Consider the following 21,839-nt stretch of genomic DNA (forward strand, 5'->3'; position numbering starts at 1 on the left):
TGCCATCTATCCCACTTTAGACAAACCTTACTACGATAACTGAAAATAAGCCGCTAATATAGCGGCTTCGATGGAATCATCTTCTTGTTCCTAGACAATAGGTCTACGAAATAGTGACATACCCAGATCTTATTTTATACTTTTTTACCAAATTTCACTGCAACTCATTCACTTATATCATAGAGATGTTGTATCAGGCTAACGTTTCCGGTTAGTTGGATGATTTACTGTAGAGGTTATATCACAAATTTTCCAATGGCATTAGCCACACCATCATGATCATTTGAGTCAGTTATGTAAACGGCGCATTTCTTAAGTTCAGTGATCGCGTTCCCCATGGCTACAGGAAATCCGGACAGATGGAATAGGCCTAAATCGTTAAAATCATCCCCAAACACCATCACATTTTCTGAATACACCCCAATTTCACTTAACACCCATTCCACTGCTTTTTCCTTTGAAGCGGATTTATGCATGATTTGGATCAATGCTCCTCCATCCGTTGCGATGACATTCACATGGTCACCAAATTGCTCGCTTAGATCCTTCCATGTGTTACAACCTAGAACTAATATTTTGGTTGGGGATAGAGAGTCTATATCGTGTTGGTCAACAACCTGAGGTTTCAGATCATTTGGACGGATACCAAATGGAGGGCATTGAGAGTCCAGAATTGGTTTACTTGTGTACCATGAATCATTAACCTCGTATGCGATTACGGATTGCGGCATGTTTAACTCGATGAATGTATTAATCTGTTGGTTGATCTCCAAAGGGATTGGAATATGACGCTCATTTTGTTTCGATTTGCATATAACTAAAGCGCCATTGTAATAAATCATGTAATCTACAAACGGAAACTGCTTCACAAATTGATTTGCCGCTCTAGGCGGCCTTGCCGTGGCAACGATAATATGTATCCCCAAATCAAAACATCGTTTAACAGCCTGAACATTCCTGGAAGATATCAATTTATCACTTCCGAGCAAAGTTCCGTCCAGGTCCAGCACAATGGCCTTAATTGTAGACATCCGACCCCTCCCCACACCGCTAAATTGGTAAAATAATACTATGCTTCTAGAGGTGTCGTCAACGTAAAAAGAAATTGCAGATATGCAGGATGAAAAACAACCTTTGTGGTTGGGAAAACGATCAGTCCGCGTTTCACCTAAGATTATGTTCGAGAGCAATGATCTGGAGTGTAACTTATTCGTACTCCGTCGTGTTTAATCTTCAAATGCCTTAAGGAGGGTTCAATGCCAAAAGCCATTGTAATAACATTCCTGTCTATCTTTCTAATTTTACTGACAGCATGCAGCAACGATAGTTTGCCAAAAGATGAACCAAATATCTCGGAAAGTGAACCGAATTCTAATGCCGATCTCGATATAACAAAAACGAAAGATGCTGTAACGAAATCATCGTCGAATATTGACTTTGAAGCTGGAATGACTATCGACCTAGAATCAGCTAAAGATCTGTTAAAAGAGAATGAGCGCCCCGCGCTGCGAGTACTCGAAAAGAACCTGACTGCTCTCGTAGAGCATGATCACAAAATGTATCAATCGGGTTTTGTTAATGATCGACTTGCCGATGCGATGGAATTTTATTATGGGGAGCACTTCCAATATAAATTCTCAAGTATCGAAAGCATTGGGGAAAGTACATCTATCAGGAATCAGGTGCATATTACAGTTCTTGGTGAACGTCTGGATACAACAACAGGCTCGGTTGAAAAAATAAGATGGATGTATGCAATCCGGCAGAATGCACAACGAGATTGGGATATCTATACCATTGATTAAGGTCATTCATCTGCATCTGCTTATTATCTAGATTTATTAATAAGAAACATCCCTTTCCATGATCACGAAAAGAATCAAGTTGGATGACGTAGTTGAAGAAATCTTCGAGACTCTCCTCTCCGACATGACTCATTCGAAAATTCTCATTAAACTCAGTAGTCAACAGTAAACCACCTCTCATAGATCGCACATGTCATATTCCGTTTTGGATAGTTTAGAACATAATGAAAACAGTTGCCTGCTTAGGCAACTGTTTTTTATCGATGCGCTTTCACTCCCTCCATTCTTACTCGCATGATCATCCTGCTTTATTGGCCTAAACCATCCCAGAAGGTTTGGAAAGTACCTTTCTCCACCTCAAAAACGACGGGTACATTACCGTACCGCACCAGTCCTTCTTTGAACAGAACCAGTGGGACCTGCGTCTTGTCTTCCAGCGCTAGGTAGATAATCTTCCGGTCTTCCTGACCATATAGATGCTCTTCCAAGTCTGAAGTCATGGCTAGTGGTTTGGACTCATATAGTGCTGAAATAAATTTTTCCAATGATGGGTCCGCTGCCAACGGCTGTACCTGTGATAAGCCATTATTCCAGCTTTCAAAGGTCTCCCATTGTGCAGAATGGATGTTACCTTCGAGATTCAGCTGGCCAAACAGATCGACACCGCTCCCGATGGTGATATCATTGTTCTTGTCAAACAATTGAGCAAATACCTGACCATCCATTTCAGTATATGACATGATTCGGAAGTCCTTATCATAGCCATCAACCATATAGATATCCGCTTCACCAATGTTGGAGGCCAGCTCTTTATATTCATCCTGACTACTCAACTCATTAATGCCACCCGTTGTAGTACCCAGCTTTTCTCCGCGCAATGCCAGCGCATCCTCACCGTTAAGTGTTGTCGGGGACTGCGTATAGACATGCCCCTGGTATACAACCAGTTGAAGCATACTTGCCTTTGGACCGCTGCTATTTGAATTGGGGAGTTCCGTCTTCGGAATCACTACCGGGTCATATGTAACGTTCACTGCTGCCATTTGTGTCCCCGGTTGTGTCGAACCGTTCCACTGCTGCCATAAGCTCGGCGCAGCCAGTCCGATGCTGGCAGCAATGACAACACTCGCTGCAATGTAAAGAGGCTTGCGCTGGCGTTTTTGTTTATGGTGCTGCACATTGGAGATGTTCTCCATGCGTTTTCTCATTTGGTCATTTGTTTTCATCTGATCCACCGCTCTCTTATAATTTCGTTTGAATTGTTCCTCGTTCATTCGGTTCCTCCCCTTCAAGCTCCAGTTTTAACAGCTGTCTCCCCCGCTGTAATCGCATCTTCACCGCTGATTCGCTAATCTGTAAAATTTCACTGATTTTTCGGACTGGATAATCCTCGTAATAATACAGATGAACCACCGCTCTATACTTGATGGGCAATGACAGCACGAGTTCGATGAGCACCCGGTCTTCAGGATCATCGGTCGTTAGAAATTCTGCTCCCTCCAGATTGACCTCCCGTTTGCGCCAGCCTCTACCTAATAAGGATTTGCAGTGATTGGTGATGACTCGGATCAACCATGCTTTCTGATGCTCTGCATCGTTGAACGTAGGGGCTTTTTCCATTAGCTTGATGAAGGTATCCTGAGTAGCTTCCTCCGCGTCCTCTCGTCTCCCAAGGTGTACCATGGCTATTCGGAACAGAGTATCCGCATAAGTCTCATAAATGTTCATCACATGATCGCCCGGTTGGGGCACGGATCGCCGCATGGTTGTTCAGCCCTCCTTTATACCTCTAACACTCTTAAGGACGGCATTTGGTCACATTTTGTTGAAAAGTTTCAGGATGTTGAAGAAATGATTGGATTCGGCATTCAAATTGCATACAAAAATACCGACCCTCAAATTTCAAAGGTCGGTTTACCCATTCGGGAGAAGAAAACAATGGTTATAACTTTCATTATGGTCCACTCTTTGCAGTTATATACCATCTTGCTTTAACGCTAGTTGTTATTTGGACAATTCTGTAATATCAACGTTCATATGCTCCGTAAGCATTAAGGTAACATCCACTTTCACTTTGCTCCATAATAACGTCATTTTATGAATGTAACCTCTCACCGAATAATTTACCGTTAAACTTAGCTCAGACCTCTGTTCATCAATGATCTTAATATGGTGTTCCTTTAAACTTTGTTTGGATCGGTACATCTCTAAGGCGATTTTCTTTTGGGTACCGTCTAAGTAATCAACATAGACCGATTTCATCTTAAAGTTTGAAGCGTATATTTTATGCTTATCTACCTCCAGAGCACTTAACAGATAGGGAAGCTCTACCAGCCTCTTCACGAGTGCAAGTTCCTCAGAAGTCTGTCTCACCGTACACGCCTCCTTCTTCAAGTTTGACCGTGACCAATTGATCAAAATCGACCCATTCAAATCCATTGTGCATTTCAATTTTGATTTTCTTTCCAACGGTACTGACTGAAGTAACGATTCCGTGTATATATCGATTGCCCGACTCATTAAACACTTCAATGGTGGCTTGTAATGTATAGTTGAGCGACATATCTACATTTTGAGCCATGATCTCCCACTCATCCTCATGAATTAGCGGTTTGGCTTGAACATGAATTTGAGTACGATGCTGTATGATTCGCTCTTTATGTTGTGGAAGCATCATGCGGCTTGATTCCCATAATCCATTGGCCTCAAGTTTTTTGCTCATTTGTAGTGCCCCCCAATTTTAGATGCTCTATCGATTGCCTGACCAGCAGCTGTAATGGAGCTTGCTCGAAGTATGGCAATGTCGCCAAATCGATCCTTAATGTCGTCCATCACCTGATCAATAGCCCGTTTGTGCTCCTGATCATCAAAGAAAGATAGTTGATATGTATCCGCGTCGGATAATTGAGAAAGGGATACGCCTACACGGCGCACCGGTTGCCCATCCCAGTGTTGATGAAATATGCGTTTGGCAATCTTGCACACATCAACGGTTATGTTTGTTGGATCAGACAGCTTAACCTGCCTGTGAAAGCCTGTTGGATGGTCGAAATCTGCTCCAGACACACTCACGGAAACGACACTACCCATCAGTCCTTTTTTACGAGCTCTTCGGCATACTTCAGTACAGATATCAAGGATGACCACTTCGATCTCCCAAGCCTCTGTGTAATCTCTAGGCAAGGTCATTCCGTTGCCAATATCCTTTTGTGTACTGTGTGTGTTGACGGTTACCGGCGAGTTATCGAGTCCATTGGCGATGCGCCAGATCACTTCTCCATTCACGCCCCATTTACTCTTGAGTTGGGTAAGAGGTGTATTCGCCAAATCTCTAATCGTTCGGATACCCATCTTCCACAGATGTTTTTCCATTCTTGAGCCAATCCCCCACATATCGCGGATGGGCTTATCTCCAATGTGGAGGTGTAATTCTTCTTTCTTTAAGTGGAAAATGCCCCCTTTGACCTTTTTAGCGATCATATCGCAGCATAATTTACTAATGATTTTGTTTTCACCAATGCCCGCTCTTGCGTAAACCCCTGTTTCATTATAGATCTTATCTTGAATTTGCTTGGCTAGATCGACAGGATCATTACCAAACAGATGCATAGACCCTGTAAAATCAGCGAATAATTCGTCTATACTGTACGGCTCAACCAGATCGGTAAACTCCTCAATAATGGACATGATTTGAGTAGATACTTCAATGTATTCTTGCATATGAGGTCTAACAATGATTAGTTCAGGGCACTTCTGAAGCGACTGCCAGAGTGGTTCTGCGGTGGATACACCCCTCGCTTTGGCTAATGGACAAGCAGCAAGAATAATGCCAGAGCGTCTTGCTGGGTCGCCTGCAACGGCAAGTGGTCTATTTTTGTATTGAGGCATTTTCGCCTTTTCGACTGAAGCATAAAAGCTCTGCATATCTATGAGCATAATGGTTCGCTGCTTAGTCAACACTGAAATCACTCCTGTACTTAAGAACGTATGTTTGTATATATTATAAACCGAACACACGTTCTTTATGCAAGAGGTAAATATTTATATTCCTCCGAGGGATAGTCATACTCAACTTTCAGAAGCGTGTCTTATGACAAAGAAAGACCCTGAGGGAACAAACCCTCAAGGTCGATCAAAGACTTTTTCATGATTGATCTCTTTTTCTCAATTAACTACGCAATATCTCATATACACCCCAACGATGCTACAAAAGGAGCCCGAGCCATTAAAACAATAAGATATAAGATATCTATTGTGTAATAAATATAAAGTGCATATCCCTTCTATATAAACAGATTATGGTTTGATTTGTCAGCCTGGCCCAGATAATAACCAACCCCACCAATAGTAACCTGATCCATGATCTCTTCCCGCTGGATCCCCATCAGATCCATAGACATCTGACAAGCAACCATTTCAACACCTTGTGCTAACGCAGTTTGAATCAATTCTTCCAGAGAGGCGACGTTGTTTTTCTTCATGATGCCGCGAATTACTTTAGGACCGACACCAATCATATTCATTTTGGACAAGCCTAACTTGTGACTACCACGTGGCAGCATAAGATCAAACATACGGCCTATCATGTTTTTGGATACCGGTCCCGGCTGATGCTTGCGAATAATATTTAGTCCCCAGAATGTATAAAACATGGTTACTTTGCGCCCGCTTGCAGCTGCGCCATTAGCAATAATAAGAGAGGCTATTGCTTTATCCAGGTCGCCACTGAAGACAACCATCGTACTGGCAGGTTCAACATTCTGAGCTTCCGAAGCAGATGATCTGACCTGCTCTGTCTGCTTGGTTAGTACTGCTTCTATGATACCGTGCTTACCACGTTCCAACTGTAGGAGTGCTGCGCCAGACATTCCTGCCCATGCCTTTACATCTTCGTAAAACCCTGGATCAGAAGCTTTTACCCGCAGCGTTTCTCCATCGGATAGTTGATCCATCTTCTGCTTTACTTGTATTAACGGACCAGGGCAGCTCAATCCGCATACATCCAATTCCCCATCGATACGTAATGGCTGAGAAGAGAGTTGATCCGTCTGATGTAATGTATTTTGCTTTGGATGAGAAACATGAGCGCCATGATTCTGATCATCTGTAACCTCATGCTTTTGGCCAGGAGCTGGTTTAAATTGCGCTTGGCGATACGTTTTGAATCCACCACTCAAATTTTTAACGGTGAAACCGTGCTGACGCAAAATTTGTGTTGCAGTATATCCCCGTAAACCTACTTGGCAGTATACCCAGATTTCTTTAGAGACATCTAGCTCATCCATTCTCTCACGAAGCTCATCCACTGGGATGTTTAATGATCCGGGAATGTGGCCATTCCGATGCTCCAGCTCGCTACGTACATCTAGTAGTATGGTTTGCTCCGGCTGGCGCATAGACAGCTGATCATAGGTGAATGTGTTGACACGTCCAGCCAGAATATTATCTGCTGCATACCCAGCCATATTAACCGGATCTTTTGCTGATGAATAGGGCGGTGCATAACTCAGTTCAAGTTCAGTCAAGTCGCTTATATGACCCCCAAAATGAATAGCAACGGCAATATCATCAATCCGTTTATCCACTCCTTCGAATCCGACTGCCTGGGCACCCAGGATTTTTCCTTCAGGTGAGAACAGCAATTTCAGAGTAATTGCACTTGATCCTGGATAATACGATGCATGAGAAGCAGGATGAACAATCACCGTTTGATAATCCACGTTAAGACGTTTTAATGTTTTTTCATTGCTGCCCGTGGTTGCTCCAGTCAGTCCAAACACTTTAATAATAGAAGTCCCTTGTGTTCCTTGGTAGGTAGAATGTATGCCAGCAATCCGATCCGCAGCAATACGTCCTTGTTTGTTCGCAGGACCTGCAAGCGGAATCGCTGTCTTGGTTCCATGGATGTAATCACTGACCTCAATTGCATCACCAACCGCATATATATGCGGTATATTGGTTTCCATGCCCTCATCAACAATGATGTGTCCACGTGTCCCTAGGGCAATACCACTGCTTTGCAGAAATGTGGTATCTGGCGACACGCCAATCGCGAGAATCACAAGATCTCCTTTTAAAACGTGACCATCTGCAAGCTCGACCCCGATGCCATGCTCCAGTGAACGAAAACCCTTAACACGCTTGGAAAACTGTAAAGTAACACCATGCTGCTCCATTTCTTGTGCCAGTGCAGCTGCGAGTTCAGGATCAAATGGAGTTAGCACTTGTTCATTACCCTCGACCAGCGTTACATGTAGTCCGGCTTCCCTCAAATTTTCTGCCATTTCAACACCAATAAATCCACCACCAATAATGATTGCTGATTCGTTGTTAGATGCACTTATTGCATCTTTGATTCGATCAATATCTGGAATGTTACGCACTGTATAAATCAATGGATTATCTATACCCGGCAAATCAGGGACCATCGGACGTGCACCGGGAGACAGAATTAACTCGTCATAGGTTTCTTCGTATTGACCGCGCTCCTCGCTGTTCACTAGAATCGTTTGATGCTGGGGGTTGATGGATATGACCTCACTCTGTGTACGTACATCAATTCGGAAGCGATCTGCCATTCCTTTAGGTGTTTGTACTAACAAACGGTCACGCTCAGCAATCGTTCCGCCTATATAATAAGGTAAGCCGCAGTTGGCAAATGAAATGTAGGGACCCTTTTCAAATATGACGATTTCAGCATGTTCATCCAGCCGGCGTAGGCGGGCAGCTGCTGACGCACCACCCGCTACTCCACCAACAATGACTACTTTCTTACTCATGATTCACATTCATCCTCTCCAAATAAAACAGTTATAATCTGTTCAATACGTTGGTTTGCAAGTATATAATTCACTTCGAGGCCATTTCGCTCCGTATCAACAATTCCTGCACTACGCAGCTTCTGTAAATGCTGGGAAACGGTCGATTGCGGCAGATCCAGACACTCCTGCATATAGGAAACATTACATTTCTTTTTACGCATCAACCCGCGCACAATGCACAGGCGTATAGGATGGGAAAGGGCCTTCAGTAAGTTAGCAGGTTCCTCAAACTGCTTCAAATCACCGCTATCGTTAAAACCGAGTTTATCCAAAGTTAACCCTCCTGTATCGTTATATTAGAATAATACGATATAGTAAAATGAAAGTCAAACGACTTTGTTTGTTAATATTATCCTTTGTAGTGGTTATCTCCTATATTAACTCACTCTTAATTCTATACTTCATCTTATTTTTAGGACAATAAAAAGACGTTGTCATGCGCTATGACAACGTCCTTTTTCAATTAACATATTCACTATCCTCTGATTTACTATTCTTAAGTATTACATATTCAAGCCTGATCGAGATTCAGGTCCAGAAAAGCTCTTCATTCCAATAAATATTACATTTGTGACCCAAGCTGTATCAAAACCTCTGCATCTTCTTGAGCTATTCCCTTGCCAATCTTGGCTTGCACTTGATGGACAAATCCGTTGATTGCGCCTTTTTTTCCTCCCTCATTACCTGACTCATCGGCTCGTTCTACTTTGGTCAATTGTTCCTTCAATCGATCAGCCAGCTCTTGATCATTAGCGAGGAACTTGTCGATAAGTCCTGCCATGCCTTTATAGGTAAGGATCACCTCATAAGAAAAAGAAGAATTCGTAGCGTTCCCAGCGATATCATGGGCGGAAGCATGGACCAAATGCTCCCCAACACCATTCAAATAGGCGGGGCGATCTGCAAGCACAGCATCACAATCACTTTTAGCTACACCTGATAATGCATCCTGAGCGGAGCATTCGATCCGGACTTCCTCATCCAGCTCATAGACGGATTTTCCTGAAAACTCGATGATAGGAGCCGTTTTGTCAATCTTAACTTCGGTAGTAGAGGGTACCCCGGGCACACCATAAGCCGATGCCGACCAATAAGTTACGGCCGTCACCCCTTCTTCGCGTACGGTAAATTCAGTGGTACCGCCTTCGGTCTCGCCCAGATTGATTTCCTCAGCCCCCGAAGTTTCGAAAAAGATGGAGCTTGCTCCTTCCGAGTTTAGCGTAATTGAAACATCTTCATGATGCCAACCCTGCTCATTTGCCTGCGGATTAAACACAGCTTCAGTTAAGGGAGCCGTATTATCTTTAACCGTTACGGAAAAATCGTCATAGTAAGCTGTAGAGATATTATAGCGGCTGGTTACCGCAATTAGTCTGCCATAAGCTGTTCCTTCCGGTGCCGTACCGCGGAGAGTTACTTTTTGCCATTGGTGAAGTCGCGATTCATCCAGATGCGTTTCCAAAGTAGACAAGCTCTGCCCTTCTGCGTTATAAAATCGGAACATGAAACCAGGCTGGCCTGACTCAATATAGATTTGAGTACTTGCGGTATACTCCTCTCCAGGCACTAATGGAATTGGATCGCTTTGCACTGCAACGGAGGCAGTACGAACAAGGTCCGTTGTTTTCAGGCTATAATCACCGGCATAACGCTTGTTGCTGCTCCGCTCAAAATAAACATCTCTACTTGTTGCAAACAGTGAAGTCCAGCCAGGCAGCTTTCCGCTCTCTTCTGGCTGCTCCAACCCCGCATTGTTTACCGGCAAAGGGAGCCCCGGCGGTTCCGCCACAATCTCTCCATCAATTTGGATCCGATACAGAACCGTATTGGTTGCGAGATCTGTAAAATACAGGTCCCCATCCATGCCAAGATCAAATCTCGAAGCATCCGTTAATGTTCTGAAATCCAGTGTTTCCGGATCAATCACCGTTAGCTTGTTGTTAAACAGGACATACAAAAGTCCGTCTTCCGACCAGCGCATCGGATGATGATGCCACTGGGTGTAATAGAGCTTCGGATATATCTTCTTATATTTTACAAGTTGGTACGTGTCCGGATCGATTGCAAATATATATTCGTAGGATGCTCCCCAGATCAATCCATCCGGCCCGAGAGACAGGTCCCCAATGAAAATCGGATCGACAAGTTCGGGAATATCCAGCGTAAACTCCGTTATTTTTTGCTCATTTTGAACATCCCACACAAAAATTTTGGCCTCCTGCTCGCTCGGCGTGGAGCCCAGTCCTCCTCTGATGGTTGTAGATCCAAAAACCTTCCCGTCAACATAAGCGGTACTAAGCACACTCTGATTCTGAACTACGTTTCGATGGACTTTGGTTTCACCTGTAGCGGTATCATGGACTGTAAGCGATCCTCCCAGTGTCCCGTATCCTGAAATGGTCGAAATAAACAGCTTACCGTCCCCTTCAGACATATGCACAAGACGTTCCTGATCGTTCCCGAGTACAGCGAGACGCTGCGGATTCGTGCTTCCCGGTTCCTGATTCAGATCATAAACGTACAAGCCACCTTCCGGGTAGACTCCCATATAAACTTTGTTTCCAATCGGGTATACACTGTCCGCTTGACCAATGCTGAAAGGTTTTGTCGTCATGCTCTCTAAATCTACCAATGAAGATCTGGCTTGTGAACCCGTTGTTATCAGCTGTGTATCAGATACACTTTGGAGACGATTGACGACTCCCGGCAATCCCGGAATAATTGGTGGCTGTACGATGACCTTTTGGGTATCGATATTGAGCATGGCCACTCCGCCGTCATATCGTACCGTAACGAGCGTTTTTCCCGGCAGCTCGGGATTGTTCTGAAACTCGACCCAATCCGCCCCTCTGAACCCACTCTCATAGGTCATGCCGGTTTCCTCTACCTGATGTGTCACCAGGTCAAAGGTTTTCAGTTTTTTCTCGGACATATAATACAGCTTTCCATCCACAGAGTCAGCTGCGTGAAGACCGGTTACCTGCTGGAGCTCCACATCAAGCCAGGTTCCTGTTGTAGTATCGTAAATATAACCCTCACCCGGTACACCACTTCCATCCGTATAACGCGCGAACAAATAACGGTTATCGATCGTACTCAAATCGTATACTGTATCATTTTTGACGGTAAGCGAAGCAGCAATATTCGTTTTTTCACCTGTAGCCAAATCCACACGCACGATCTGTTCATGGGCTGTACCGGCATAAATATATCCCCCCTGGTAAGCAATGGAGCGAACATACTCCTGATCAAGCGCACCGATAACACGGCCATAATCCCTCACCTGCTTGGTCACAGGATCATACTGCCAAACCTTGCCCCCCGGATAAGTCCCCACATACACTCTACCCTGTTCATCCGTCGTGATACTATTGGAGACAGACTGTCCTTCAAATTGAGCCACTTGAACAGCCTGATGGGTGACTGGCGAATACTCCCATAATCGTGCACCCGATCCTTCGGCAGCCACATAAAGCGTACCGTTCGGCGCAACGGTATGCGCCCAGGAGCTTTCCGATGGCCCAAGTGAAATCGTCCGAAGCAGTTTGTACTCTTCGAGGTCAATCACATTCAGGAAGCCAGGCTTGCCTTTACTCGTGGCATACATGACTGGTTTTCCATCCTCATAGCCTACCGTTCCGTTAAAGACAGCTACCGTGTAATTGTTGGGAACAAGCAGTTCTTCGGGGGCGCCGAAGTTTTTTTGAGTAAGCCTGGATTCCTCTGCTTGGGCAGGAGCAGACTGCACGGGAAACATCACAATAACAAGTAAACAACTCATGAACATGGTGATCAGGTTGAAAAAAGGCTTTTTCATCACACATCTCCCCTTCTTCATGCATTAAAAATACTTGATCAGCGTGGCAAGTGCCCCTTGAGCCGAATCGGATTGATAATTTTCATAAGCTTCAGATGCTTCATCCAAGGTAAACATATGCGTAATGGCGGGACTTACCGTAATTCGCTTATCAGCAAGCAGCCTGACGTATTCGTCCATATTTCTTCCTTCTGTCCACCGCACGAAACCGATGGGATAATCCTGATTGTGGTGCTCGTACTGCAGATCGTACCTTCCAGGTCCGCCTGCTCTAGAGATAAGGACCTGGGCTTCTTTGCGAAACATCAAATCTCGTGAAAACTCCATGGACAAATCACCAACGATCACGACTTTTCCACGGTCACGAAGCCACTCAAGTGACTTGTTGATCAGCACTTCTCCAGGCCCGCCAGCACATAAGAGGATGGAATCGAATCCTAAACCTCCCGTTTCGTTCATCACAAAACGCTCCACTTCCTCTTCAGTTGAAAAGCCTGCTTGAATGCCCATCTGCTCCTGAAGCAGCTGTACCCTCGCTTTGCTCAGATCGTATGCAGCCGTGTGACATGCACCAGCAGCGGCGATTTGGGCCACAAGATTACCGAGAATGCCCAGTCCAACGACAAGCACCTTGTCGCCGAATCTCACGTCAGCCGTACGAAGCGCATGTATGGCGATGGCTCCGAGCCCGGTAAATGCAGCCTCTTCTGGTTTCACATGTTGAGGTACTTTAGTTACCAGATTGGTCGGTACCGAAATGATTTCTGCATGTCTTACATAAGGCACACCATAACAAGCCACTCGGTCTCCCGGTACAATATCTCTCACTTCACTTCCCGTTTTTTCTACAATCCCAACAGCGCTATAGCCAAGGTATACCGGGGATTCGCCTGATCTTTTAATCGCACTCATCTCCGTACCCGGACTAATGCCGGAATATTCGGTCCTCACTTGCACATGTCGTTTGTTCAGTTCGGGTATATCCGCATGCAGTATCGTGACCTTTCCTTCCTTTGCAGCAACGATTTTCATTAGATACGGCTCCTCCTTCAGTCGATTTAGCCTTTTTCCGAACCGAGCATCACCCCTTTGGCGAAATACTTCTGAGCAAACGGATAGATGAGCAAAACGGGAATCATCGAAAGTACGATGGTTGCATTTTTAATCGACTGTGGGGCAAGGGCTGAACGATCCACAAGTCCCGCGTCGTTTTCTGCGCTGTAGATTAACATATCCCGCAGCACGACCTGCAAAGGATATTTATCCGGATCGTTCAAGTAAATCAGCGGTAGGAAAAAGCTGTTCCAGTGGCCCATGAAATAAAAAAGTCCGATGGAAGCAAGCGCAGGCTTGGATAAGGGAATGACAATGTTAAACAGAATCCGGTATTCGGAAGCTCCGTCGATCAGGGCCGCTTCGCGGATCTGGGAAGACATGTTTTCGTAAAAGCTTTTAAGAATGATCAGTTCCATTGTCCAGATGGCATTGGGAAGTACGAGTGCCCATACCGAATCCGTTAACCCCAGCTGCTGCACGACCACATACGTGGGAATAATGCCGGGATTCAAAAACATGGTGAGGACGATGGCCATCATAAAAAACTTGCGTCCGAAAAATCCTTTTTGCGACAAAGGATATGCAGCTACAGCCGTAAAGAGTAAATTCACAAACGTACCGAATGCCGTATAAAAAATAGAATTCAGGTAGGCTCTTGGAATCGTGTCATTTTTAAGCACCTCGACATAAGCCTCAAGGTTCAGCCCTTTCGGAAAAAGAAACACCCTACCTTGAACGACCGCTGCAGTATCACTTAAAGAAACGGCCGTAATGTACACGATGGGATAGAGTGTCGCTACAGCAACAAGACAGAGGATCAGCGAATTCATGACACCAAAAACCGATATTTTGCGCTCACCTACCATAAGCCATTACCTCCCAGCCGTTTGCTGATCGCATTGGCGGACAGCAGCATCACCATTGCAACGAGCGCTTCAAATAATCCTACTGCGGCTGCATAACTGTAATTGGATTCAAGCAGTCCTTTGCGGTATACATACGTTGAAAATACGTCTGCAACGTCATAGGTCATCGGATTATAGAGCAGCAGCACTTTCTCATAACCGACGCGAATCATGGAGCCTGTTTTCAAGATGAACATGATAAGCATCGTGGGAAACAACCCAGGAAGCGTAATATGGCGGATCGTATGGAAACGACTGGCACCGTCCACCTTGGCCGCTTCATAAAGCGTAGGACTGATTCCCGCAATGGCTGCCAGATAAATGATGGATTCGTATCCTGCGTTCGCCCATATTTCCGAAATGACATAGATCGGACGGAACCAGCCCGGATCTACGAGAAAGTATTTTTTCTCAAAACCAAGAGCAGCCAGCATTTGATTCAAAATACCATGGTTTGGGGAGAGAAAATCGATAATCATGCTGCTGATAATGACCACGGACAAAAAGGCAGGCAGATAACTGAAGGTTTGAACAGATTTTTTAAACCATTTGGTTCTGACTTCGTTCAGCAGAAGAGCGAGCATGATGGGAAAGGGAAAGCCGAAAATAAGCGTATATAAGCCCAAGAGCAGCGTGTTCCGGAAAAGCAGCCAAAAATCCTGGTTCGTAAAGAACTTGATGAAATGCTCCAGTCCCACCCATTCACTGCCAAGCACTCCTGTAAACACACTGTAGTCTTTGAAGGCAATAATCAATCCATATAGGGGCCCGTAACGAAAGATGACATAAAATAGCATGCAAGGAAGAAACAGCAGAAGCAGCTGCCTGTCGCGCTTAATATGATTCCACGTCTGTTTAAGCCGACCTCTGAAGCTCTTCTTTCGCAGTTCTTTATGGTAAGCTGCCGAATGTTCCGTGCCGATGTCTGCCATAAGATTATCGCCTCCAATACCTTTTTCCCTAAGGAGGAAACGTTCCAAGCATCGCCTCCTCCAGTTCAATCATGTCTTAAGCTCATTTATTTGGATTCGTCATATCTTTTTTGAGCTTCATTATAGATTGCCATCAGTTCCTCCACACCGCCTTTGCTGATCTGACCTCTGAAATTCTCCCACTCGGCATCTCCGTAGCCGGCGTCAAGAATATATTTGGAGTTGAATTCTTCAGCTGATTTTTGCAGTGATGTCTGCAGCTCGGCAATCTTGGAGGTTTCGTCGTCCGTAAAATTAAGTATCGGATCAAGGGGCTCGAAACGCTCCTCTTTCACGATTTTATCCTGCGCCTCCTGTTCTTTCTCCGAGAAACGATAATAGATGCTTCGATGGTCCGGTCTTAGATAAGCGCCTTCAAGCCACATGGCATAACGATCCTCGAGCACGGTTATATCCACAAGGGGAAGATCCTTTAGTTCCGGGTACACCGGATATCCGTCCTCCCCCCATTCGAAGTTCACCTTTTCCACTCCGATCGTCATTAACTCGCTCCCGGATGGGCTGGTCAGATAATCGAGCAGTTTAAGTGAAGCTTCTGTATTTTTGTTCTTGGCAACAGCAACGCTGAAATCTGAAACCTCGGGCAGGGTTCTAATATTGCCGGTCGGTCCCACGGGATTGGCATACCTGAGGTCATAGTCTGGATTTTGCTCTTTGATCTGGTTGTAAAAGAGATCCAGGCGTCCAATCCAGTCAAACGTGACAAACGATTTGTCTGTGGTCATCTTGGTCGTCCAGGAATCCTGCGTATCCGTCAAAAATTCGGGATCAAGCAGTTTTTCGTTGTACAGCTTCTTCATGAAATCGAGCATGTCCTTATGCTCCTGCTGTACTGCAGCGTACTTCCATGTACCGTCTTTTTCATCATAATAGGCAGGGTACTGATCCGTATTGCCGAGTCCCCAGCCGAAGGCCCAATCTCTGAAGATATTAGCCAAGCTCTTGGAGGCATAGGGGTAAGAATCGGGATAAGCTTCTTTTACTTTTTTCAGAGCTTCATAAAACTCGTTTGTATTCGTCCATTCCTTGATACCAAGCTCATCGAAAATATCCTTCCTGAACATGAATCCGTGATTGACTTTGCGATTGAGATTATAGATAGGCCAGGTATATATATTGCCGGCTTCATCGCCGAAAGATTTGATGACCCAGTCGTTTTCTTCCATATATAGCTTTTTGAAGTTAGGGAGCTGATCTGCGTATTCATTGATGGCAACGACGCCGTTTTGTTTGCCGATTTTCTTGAGTTCGGCCGGTTTTAGCCCTGTAAAAATGTCCGGCAGCTTACCGGATGCCACAATGACTTTTAATTTATCCTGGTAGGTTTGTGGGGAGTACGTTTGGAAGTTCACTTTAATACCGGTCCGTTTTTCAAGCTCCTGAACAACCAGTTTGCTCGGACCCAGGTCTTTTGCATTGCTTGGCAGCATGTACGTGATGGTCGTCGGCTCATCAACAAGAGGCAAAGTAAGCCCCCCTGTATCACCGTACTGTCCGGGTTCCTGGGGCGGTAGGGCGGTCGAACCGCCTTTGTCTGTACCGCTGCTGCATGCGGCAAGGATTGAGGTCAACAGTGTGATCGCAAGTAGTATGGAAATCCTCTTTTTCAGCTTCATCAAACATTCCTCCTTCAGATAGGTGGATCTGATTCACTAGAGCAAGGAGTCAAGCACGTATAAGATTTGATCACATTTCCATGAGGATGGTGCATTTTTGTAGACGACTTTGCTCTGCGCACTCCAAAAACCGGATAACTTCCAGCGTTTCGGAAGGATGCACGGTGCACACGCCGTTTTTAAGCCAATTCATGACCGACTTCAGGAGCTCTTTGTAGCTCGGTTCAAGCGAGATATGCTGGTTAGCGTTTCTGTTATGCAGCGTTATTCCAAAGTTCTCTGGACCATTTCGAATTCCCCGGATCATCCCCATCCTCCCCTCCTTCCAGGTTCCAGTAATGAGCTCGCCATGATCGGTAGAGAATGCGGTCACTTCCCTGCATCCAGGGCCCATGACTTGAAAGAGTAGTTCTGCCGAATGGATGCCGTACCAAAAATAATGTCTCTGCGTAAATTCGATGTGCATTGGGCCGTATACGTCCGCCCCCAAGATGTCTCCTCTTGTGCATTCAGGCAGGGCTTCGGCATAACGCAAGCTTGAAGCACTCATTAAAGGGATTTGAAACTCTTCTGCGAGTCTGATGATTTCACCTGCGTCTGCTGAAGACAAAGCAAAAGGTTTATCGATAAATACGGGTTTCCGGTAAGAACAGATCGCCGTGAACTGATTCAGATGTATCCTTCCGTCGGCACTCAAGATAAGGATGGCATCGGTGTTTTCTGCTACCTGCTGCATCGTGGGCATCAGTCTCACTCCGTATTCTTCCGTCATCCGGCCGGCAAAAGTGTTAACACGGGTGAAGCTGAGTGGAAAATCCGGAGATCCGCCCGCATATGCAGCCGTCACAGTCACATCTGCAAAAAGAGTCTCCTGACTTTCGTGAAGAATACGGGTGAATGCCAGGGCATGAGAACTGTCAAGGCCGATGATTCCGATATTCATGACTGGGAAAGCGCAGCAACCCTAAGCCACTCATCCAGACGCTGCTTCACAAAATCATCATCATTCAGGTGAGGATACTGGCGGTATACCCGATCGATTTCCTCTTTTTGCCCGTCGGATAAGGTCTCCTGCGGATTCAAGCACCAAATTCCTCTCATGAGACCCTGCCTTCGAAGAACCTCGTGTATCCCCGGTATACAGCCAGCAAACTGATGGGCAGGATCAAAAAAAGCGGCATTGGCATCTGTAATCTCCACGTTTCGCGTGAGCAAGTCCCGTGACAACGGTGATCCCTTGGGCTTGCGGAGACGTTTCACTTCTTCCAGCAGCTGGACCGCTTGATGTGTCCAGACAGCGAAGTGACCCAGCAGACCGCCAACGATTTCTTTTTCCATGGTGCCTTCTTCCGTTTCGAACCGAAAAGTTGTAAGTAGATCCATCAGAATGTTGTCATCGTTCCCTGTGTACAATGCAATTTCATTGCGGCGGCTTGAGCAGCAAACCGCTCGGACAACATCAATCGTTTGATATCGGTTAAAAGGAGCTATTTTGATGGCGATGACATTATCAATTTCAGCAAAAGCCTGCCAAAAATCGAAGCTCAGCCAGCGGCCACCAACAGAAGGCTGAAGATAAAATCCGATGACCGGCATCATTTCGGCTATCTTTTCCGTATGCCGAAGTAGGTCCTGCTCACTCCAATCATGAAGTCCACCCATACTCAGCAGCACCGCATCATATCCGAGGGCTTTACTAATCCGGGCTTCTTCCGCCGCCTGTTCACTATCCCCGCAAACGCCTGCCACCTTGATGAAGGGCCGCTGCAGGCGAGCTTGCTCCGTTTCCTCTGCAGCCAAGCGGAGCACCCGTTCATAGAGGTTAACTTCGGGATCCCGAATCTCAAATTGGGTGGAATGCACACCAACTGCAATTCCGCCAGCTCCTGATGCGATGTAGTACTTGGTCAGCACCCGCTGATAGACTTCATCCAGCTCTCTGCGTTCATTTAAGGCAAGCGGATGAGCGGGGATGACCAACCCTTCATGGAATGCAGCTGCCAGTTCCGGTGTAAGTGAACCTTGTTTTTTGTCCATTCAGAACCTTCCCTTCCTCTCCGAAAAGTGGGTTGGTTTGTTCCACGTAGGTCCGCCGGATTCAACCCATTCGGCAATGAAATCAATCATTTCCAGCAAGCCTACTCTCGGATAACCGAATTCGCGAAACGCCTTAGCTGCATTGCTGAGTAGAGCCGTTTCGGATTCACTTCCCTCAAACGATGCAGTAACGCCAAATCTTTTGGCAAACTGCTGCGCTGCCCAGCGTACGGACATGGTCTCAGGTCCGGTCACATTCAAAATTTCGGGAGGACTTTGGCACTTAAGCAGGCTCCTTAAGGCAATCTCATTGGCATCTCCCTGCCATATCACATTGGCATGCCCCATCGTAAGTGATATTGACTTGCCTTCATGGACCTTTTGAGCAATTTCGAGCAGCACCCCATAACGTAAATCAATGGCATAGTTCAAGCGGTACAGCAGCATCGGCGTGCCATACGTATGTGAGAAGTATTCAAACATTCGCTCTCTCCCCAGAGTAGATTGTGCATATTCACCGAGAGGTTCTGGGGGTACTGATTCATCTACTCCGCCGAGAGCGACCGAGGAAAAGGGATACACGTTCCCGGAAGAAAAAACGACGATACGCGAATCTTTATACTTTTCTGCCACTCTTCCCGGCAAATACGTATTCATTGCCCACGTATAATACTCTCTGCCCGTTGTACCAAACTTGTTGCCAGCCATATATATGATGTTGTCCGCTGCAGGCAGCTGCATGAACTCGTGATCGTCCAAAAGATTGCAGGAAATCGTCTTCACTCCAGCGCTTTCAAGATCGTTCTTCACCTCCTGATCCTGAAACCGGGATACAGCAGTCACCTTCTTGTTCATTCCTCCCGCTCTGATGGCTTGTGCGGCCAATCTCGCAAGACTTGGGCCCATCTTCCCGCCTGCGCCCAAGATAAGAAGATCCCCGTCCACTTTATGTAAGTCATTGATTAGCCGATCTGATGCCTCCGAAAGCTTTGCTTCCAATTCAGCCACGGTTTTCATCCGAATACGGTCACCTCTCCCTGTTAACTTTCATAGTTGGATCTTATGTGGTTCATATTTTCAATAAGAAATTAGCATACGGCACGTTTTCTGTCAACTGGTTCTTTTGTAGTTCATATAAAATAAAAAAAGCACTACCTGATGGCAGTGCCTTTTTAAAGCTTCTATTCGTTTTTTTATAACTTGAGACTTTCAGACGGAAGCAGCACTTCAGCGAGTCCCTCTTCATCCATTAGATAAGACATATACTGCTTCAGGCTTTCTCCGAAACGAATCTGAGTTTGCATGGAAATCGACAGATCCCGATACGTCATGTATTTTGAACTATAGTCACGGTGAAGCTCCAACCTAGACGGTTTGTTTTTAAGCTCAACTGAACATGTTTCCGTTATATATCTGCTTGCAGGTAGACTGTAGGTCTGCTGCCTAATATAGGTCTGTGCCTCATCTGAATGGAGATAATTCACAAAGCAGGCTGCCGTGTCCTTTTGGCTCGATTCTGCACTGAGAGCAATGGCCGTTGACAGAAGAAGTGTCCTATCATTCTTAAAATGTGGTAACTGTGCGATATCAAAGGAAAAGTCCGCATTTTTAAGCTCATTCAGCATGTAATATGTGGTTAGCATAACGGATACCTTCTGCTCCTTAAACAGCTTCTCGGCTTCAAATTCACCTTGTGCCAAGGCAAGCGGAAATATGCCTTCCTCCGTCACAAGATCCCTCAGCCATCTCAAACCTTCTGTAGGAAAACCAGTTTCGTTCTGAGCTGGACTGGAATCCGTCGAAGATAGATCGTCCTCATTTTGCATCCAAAAAATTGGCCACCGATTCATGGAAAATAACTGAAAAGCGATACTGTAGCGATGTGGCGCCTTAAGTTCTCTGAGCAGCGCCGCCAGTTCATCCCAGCTCCAGCTGCTATTCGGTTCACCCAGTCTCTTCTCTCTCAGATGCTCCTTGTTGTAACACAAAATAACAGGTGAATAGATGAAAGGCTGTGCTGCCAAAACACCCGATTCCTTCTCAAAATATGTTGTAAGAAAAGGGTAAATTGTCTCGTCTCGATCCTGGTCGACCAACAAATCAAGGTACTTTTTTTCTTGGAATTGGTACATATCCTGCAAGTTGATGGTTAACGCATCGACAATCCCTAGTTTGACAAGATTAGCGATACTGTCTGAATTCATATAAGGAAGCTCAATGGTCTCCACATGAATATGTGGGTGTTTCTCGTGGAACCGCTTAATAAGCTCCTCCATCCCTGCTTCTTTATAAAGTGAGGGATATACACCAAAACGAATGGTTTCCCTTGAAGCAGGCTTTGCCACCTGCGTGCCGACCCTGGGGATTTTAACGATCAATCCCTCCTGTACAAGCTCATCCAGTACGTATCTTACGGAGTTTTTACTTAAATTGTACTGTTCTGTTAGTGCCAACTCAGAAGGCAAAAATTCTCCCGGGCTGTAGGAGCCGGAGTTAATTTTTTGCTTCAGGTCGGCAGACATATGTCTGGTTCTGGTCTGAAAAGTATGACGATCAATTTTCGCCATGGGCCGTTCCACCTATCCTCTTCATCTTTTTTATATTTTACCTATATTTTCATTGTATTTCCTGATTATTATTTTTTATTATACCAGATATGAACCAGATTTACACACAGTAAGTAAATGAATTCACAACCCAATCACTCCAAGTTTCTTGGAAACAAGTAAAATCCGGAACGGATTGTCCCGGATTTCATTAAGGTTAACTCTGCTGACCATAAGTTTTATC

General features: G+C 45.4%; 18 protein-coding genes. 1 reads left to right on the top strand and 17 read right to left on the bottom strand.

The genetic code is table 11. From position 1 onward, the window contains the following. Positions 1–236: 236 nt before the first annotated feature. On the bottom strand, positions 237–1,031 hold the full coding sequence (locus tag F4V51_RS15600) for a Cof-type HAD-IIB family hydrolase (protein WP_153978711.1): 795 nt from the start codon (positions 1,029–1,031) through the stop codon (positions 237–239). 225 nt (positions 1,032–1,256) lie between these two features. On the opposite strand from F4V51_RS15600, the gene F4V51_RS15605 reads away from it, so the two are divergent. Continuing rightward, positions 1,257–1,805: a hypothetical protein gene (locus F4V51_RS15605; protein ID WP_153978712.1), complete on the top strand. Its 549-nt coding sequence runs from the start codon at positions 1,257–1,259 to the stop codon at positions 1,803–1,805. Positions 1,806–2,113: 308 nt separating this feature from the next. Here F4V51_RS15605 and F4V51_RS15610 read toward each other — a convergent pair whose 3' ends face one another. The 16 genes from F4V51_RS15610 to F4V51_RS15685 all read right to left on the bottom strand — a co-directional run bounded on the left by F4V51_RS15610 (position 2,114) and on the right by F4V51_RS15685 (position 21,616). Then, entirely contained in the window at positions 2,114–3,079 is a 966-nt protein-coding gene (locus F4V51_RS15610; RefSeq protein WP_153978713.1) for a hypothetical protein, read from the bottom strand. Next, a complete protein-coding gene (locus F4V51_RS15615) occupies positions 3,048–3,569 on the bottom strand; it encodes an RNA polymerase sigma factor (protein ID WP_153978714.1) in 522 nt (173 codons plus the stop codon). The genes F4V51_RS15610 and F4V51_RS15615 overlap by 32 nt, the downstream gene beginning before the upstream one ends. A gap of 240 nt (positions 3,570–3,809) precedes the next feature. Continuing rightward, complete coding sequence (locus F4V51_RS15620) at positions 3,810–4,178, bottom strand: YhjD family protein (RefSeq protein ID WP_095357757.1); 369 nt, start codon at positions 4,176–4,178, stop codon at positions 3,810–3,812. Continuing rightward, a complete protein-coding gene (locus F4V51_RS15625; protein ID WP_153978715.1) occupies positions 4,162–4,527 on the bottom strand; it encodes a YolD-like family protein in 366 nt (121 codons plus the stop codon). Before F4V51_RS15625 ends, F4V51_RS15620 begins: the two co-directional genes overlap by 17 nt. Beyond that, positions 4,524–5,741: a DNA polymerase IV gene (locus tag F4V51_RS15630; RefSeq protein ID WP_167301737.1), complete on the bottom strand. Its 1,218-nt coding sequence runs from the start codon at positions 5,739–5,741 to the stop codon at positions 4,524–4,526. Before F4V51_RS15630 ends, F4V51_RS15625 begins: the two co-directional genes overlap by 4 nt. 347 nt (positions 5,742–6,088) lie before the next feature. Then, positions 6,089–8,584: an FAD-dependent oxidoreductase gene (locus F4V51_RS15635; protein WP_153978717.1), complete on the bottom strand. Its 2,496-nt coding sequence runs from the start codon at positions 8,582–8,584 to the stop codon at positions 6,089–6,091. After that, complete coding sequence (locus F4V51_RS15640) at positions 8,581–8,898, bottom strand: ArsR/SmtB family transcription factor (RefSeq protein ID WP_227779475.1); 318 nt, start codon at positions 8,896–8,898, stop codon at positions 8,581–8,583. Before F4V51_RS15640 ends, F4V51_RS15635 begins: the two co-directional genes overlap by 4 nt. Positions 8,899–9,188: 290 nt before the next feature. Beyond that, complete coding sequence (locus F4V51_RS15645) at positions 9,189–12,443, bottom strand: NHL repeat-containing protein (RefSeq protein WP_236146565.1); 3,255 nt, start codon at positions 12,441–12,443, stop codon at positions 9,189–9,191. 24 nt (positions 12,444–12,467) lie between these two features. Beyond that, a complete protein-coding gene (locus F4V51_RS15650; protein WP_153978719.1) occupies positions 12,468–13,475 on the bottom strand; it encodes a zinc-dependent alcohol dehydrogenase in 1,008 nt (335 codons plus the stop codon). A gap of 26 nt (positions 13,476–13,501) precedes the next feature. Continuing rightward, positions 13,502–14,365, bottom strand: coding sequence for a carbohydrate ABC transporter permease (locus F4V51_RS15655; RefSeq protein WP_095286825.1), 864 nt, complete (start codon positions 14,363–14,365; stop codon positions 13,502–13,504). Continuing rightward, positions 14,359–15,336 carry an ABC transporter permease gene (locus tag F4V51_RS15660; RefSeq protein WP_153978720.1) on the bottom strand — a complete coding sequence of 326 codons (978 nt, stop codon included), beginning with the start codon at positions 15,334–15,336 and terminating at the stop codon, positions 14,359–14,361. Before F4V51_RS15660 ends, F4V51_RS15655 begins: the two co-directional genes overlap by 7 nt. An 86-nt stretch (positions 15,337–15,422) precedes the next feature. Continuing rightward, entirely contained in the window at positions 15,423–17,012 is a 1,590-nt protein-coding gene (locus tag F4V51_RS15665; protein ID WP_153978721.1) for an extracellular solute-binding protein, read from the bottom strand. Positions 17,013–17,082: 70 nt separating this feature from the next. Then, a complete protein-coding gene (locus tag F4V51_RS15670; RefSeq protein ID WP_153978722.1) occupies positions 17,083–17,955 on the bottom strand; it encodes a Gfo/Idh/MocA family oxidoreductase in 873 nt (290 codons plus the stop codon). Continuing rightward, positions 17,952–19,049, bottom strand: coding sequence for a dihydrodipicolinate synthase family protein (locus F4V51_RS15675; protein ID WP_153978723.1), 1,098 nt, complete (start codon positions 19,047–19,049; stop codon positions 17,952–17,954). The genes F4V51_RS15670 and F4V51_RS15675 overlap by 4 nt, the downstream gene beginning before the upstream one ends. After that, positions 19,050–20,066: an NAD-dependent epimerase/dehydratase family protein gene (locus F4V51_RS15680; RefSeq protein ID WP_153978724.1), complete on the bottom strand. Its 1,017-nt coding sequence runs from the start codon at positions 20,064–20,066 to the stop codon at positions 19,050–19,052. Positions 20,067–20,242: 176 nt separating this feature from the next. After that, on the bottom strand, positions 20,243–21,616 hold the full coding sequence (locus F4V51_RS15685) for an extracellular solute-binding protein (RefSeq protein ID WP_153978725.1): 1,374 nt from the start codon (positions 21,614–21,616) through the stop codon (positions 20,243–20,245). Positions 21,617–21,839: the final 223 nt, after the last annotated feature.

It is taken from the genome of Paenibacillus xylanilyticus, from assembly GCF_009664365.1.
GTDB classification, from domain to species: domain Bacteria; phylum Bacillota; class Bacilli; order Paenibacillales; family Paenibacillaceae; genus Paenibacillus; species Paenibacillus xylanilyticus_A.

Coding starts and splice junctions, on each gene's coding strand:
- F4V51_RS15650 (WP_153978719.1), bottom strand. CDS start 13,475: ATGAAAATCGTTGCTGCAAAGGAAGGAAAGGTCACGATACTGCATGCG.
- F4V51_RS15665 (WP_153978721.1), bottom strand. CDS start 17,012: ATGAAGCTGAAAAAGAGGATTTCCATACTACTTGCGATCACACTGTTG.
- F4V51_RS15630 (WP_167301737.1), bottom strand. CDS start 5,741: ATGCTCATAGATATGCAGAGCTTTTATGCTTCAGTCGAAAAGGCGAAA.
- F4V51_RS15635 (WP_153978717.1), bottom strand. CDS start 8,584: ATGAGTAAGAAAGTAGTCATTGTTGGTGGAGTAGCGGGTGGTGCGTCA.
- F4V51_RS15655 (WP_095286825.1), bottom strand. CDS start 14,365: ATGGTAGGTGAGCGCAAAATATCGGTTTTTGGTGTCATGAATTCGCTG.
- F4V51_RS15615 (WP_153978714.1), bottom strand. CDS start 3,569: ATGCGGCGATCCGTGCCCCAACCGGGCGATCATGTGATGAACATTTAT.
- F4V51_RS15670 (WP_153978722.1), bottom strand. CDS start 17,955: ATGAATATCGGAATCATCGGCCTTGACAGTTCTCATGCCCTGGCATTC.
- F4V51_RS15610 (WP_153978713.1), bottom strand. CDS start 3,079: ATGAACGAGGAACAATTCAAACGAAATTATAAGAGAGCGGTGGATCAG.
- F4V51_RS15605 (WP_153978712.1), top strand. CDS start 1,257: ATGCCAAAAGCCATTGTAATAACATTCCTGTCTATCTTTCTAATTTTA.
- F4V51_RS15675 (WP_153978723.1), bottom strand. CDS start 19,049: ATGGACAAAAAACAAGGTTCACTTACACCGGAACTGGCAGCTGCATTC.
- F4V51_RS15685 (WP_153978725.1), bottom strand. CDS start 21,616: ATGGCGAAAATTGATCGTCATACTTTTCAGACCAGAACCAGACATATG.
- F4V51_RS15600 (WP_153978711.1), bottom strand. CDS start 1,031: ATGTCTACAATTAAGGCCATTGTGCTGGACCTGGACGGAACTTTGCTC.
- F4V51_RS15645 (WP_236146565.1), bottom strand. CDS start 12,443: ATGAAAAAGCCTTTTTTCAACCTGATCACCATGTTCATGAGTTGTTTA.
- F4V51_RS15660 (WP_153978720.1), bottom strand. CDS start 15,336: ATGGCAGACATCGGCACGGAACATTCGGCAGCTTACCATAAAGAACTG.
- F4V51_RS15680 (WP_153978724.1), bottom strand. CDS start 20,066: ATGAAAACCGTGGCTGAATTGGAAGCAAAGCTTTCGGAGGCATCAGAT.
- F4V51_RS15625 (WP_153978715.1), bottom strand. CDS start 4,527: ATGAGCAAAAAACTTGAGGCCAATGGATTATGGGAATCAAGCCGCATG.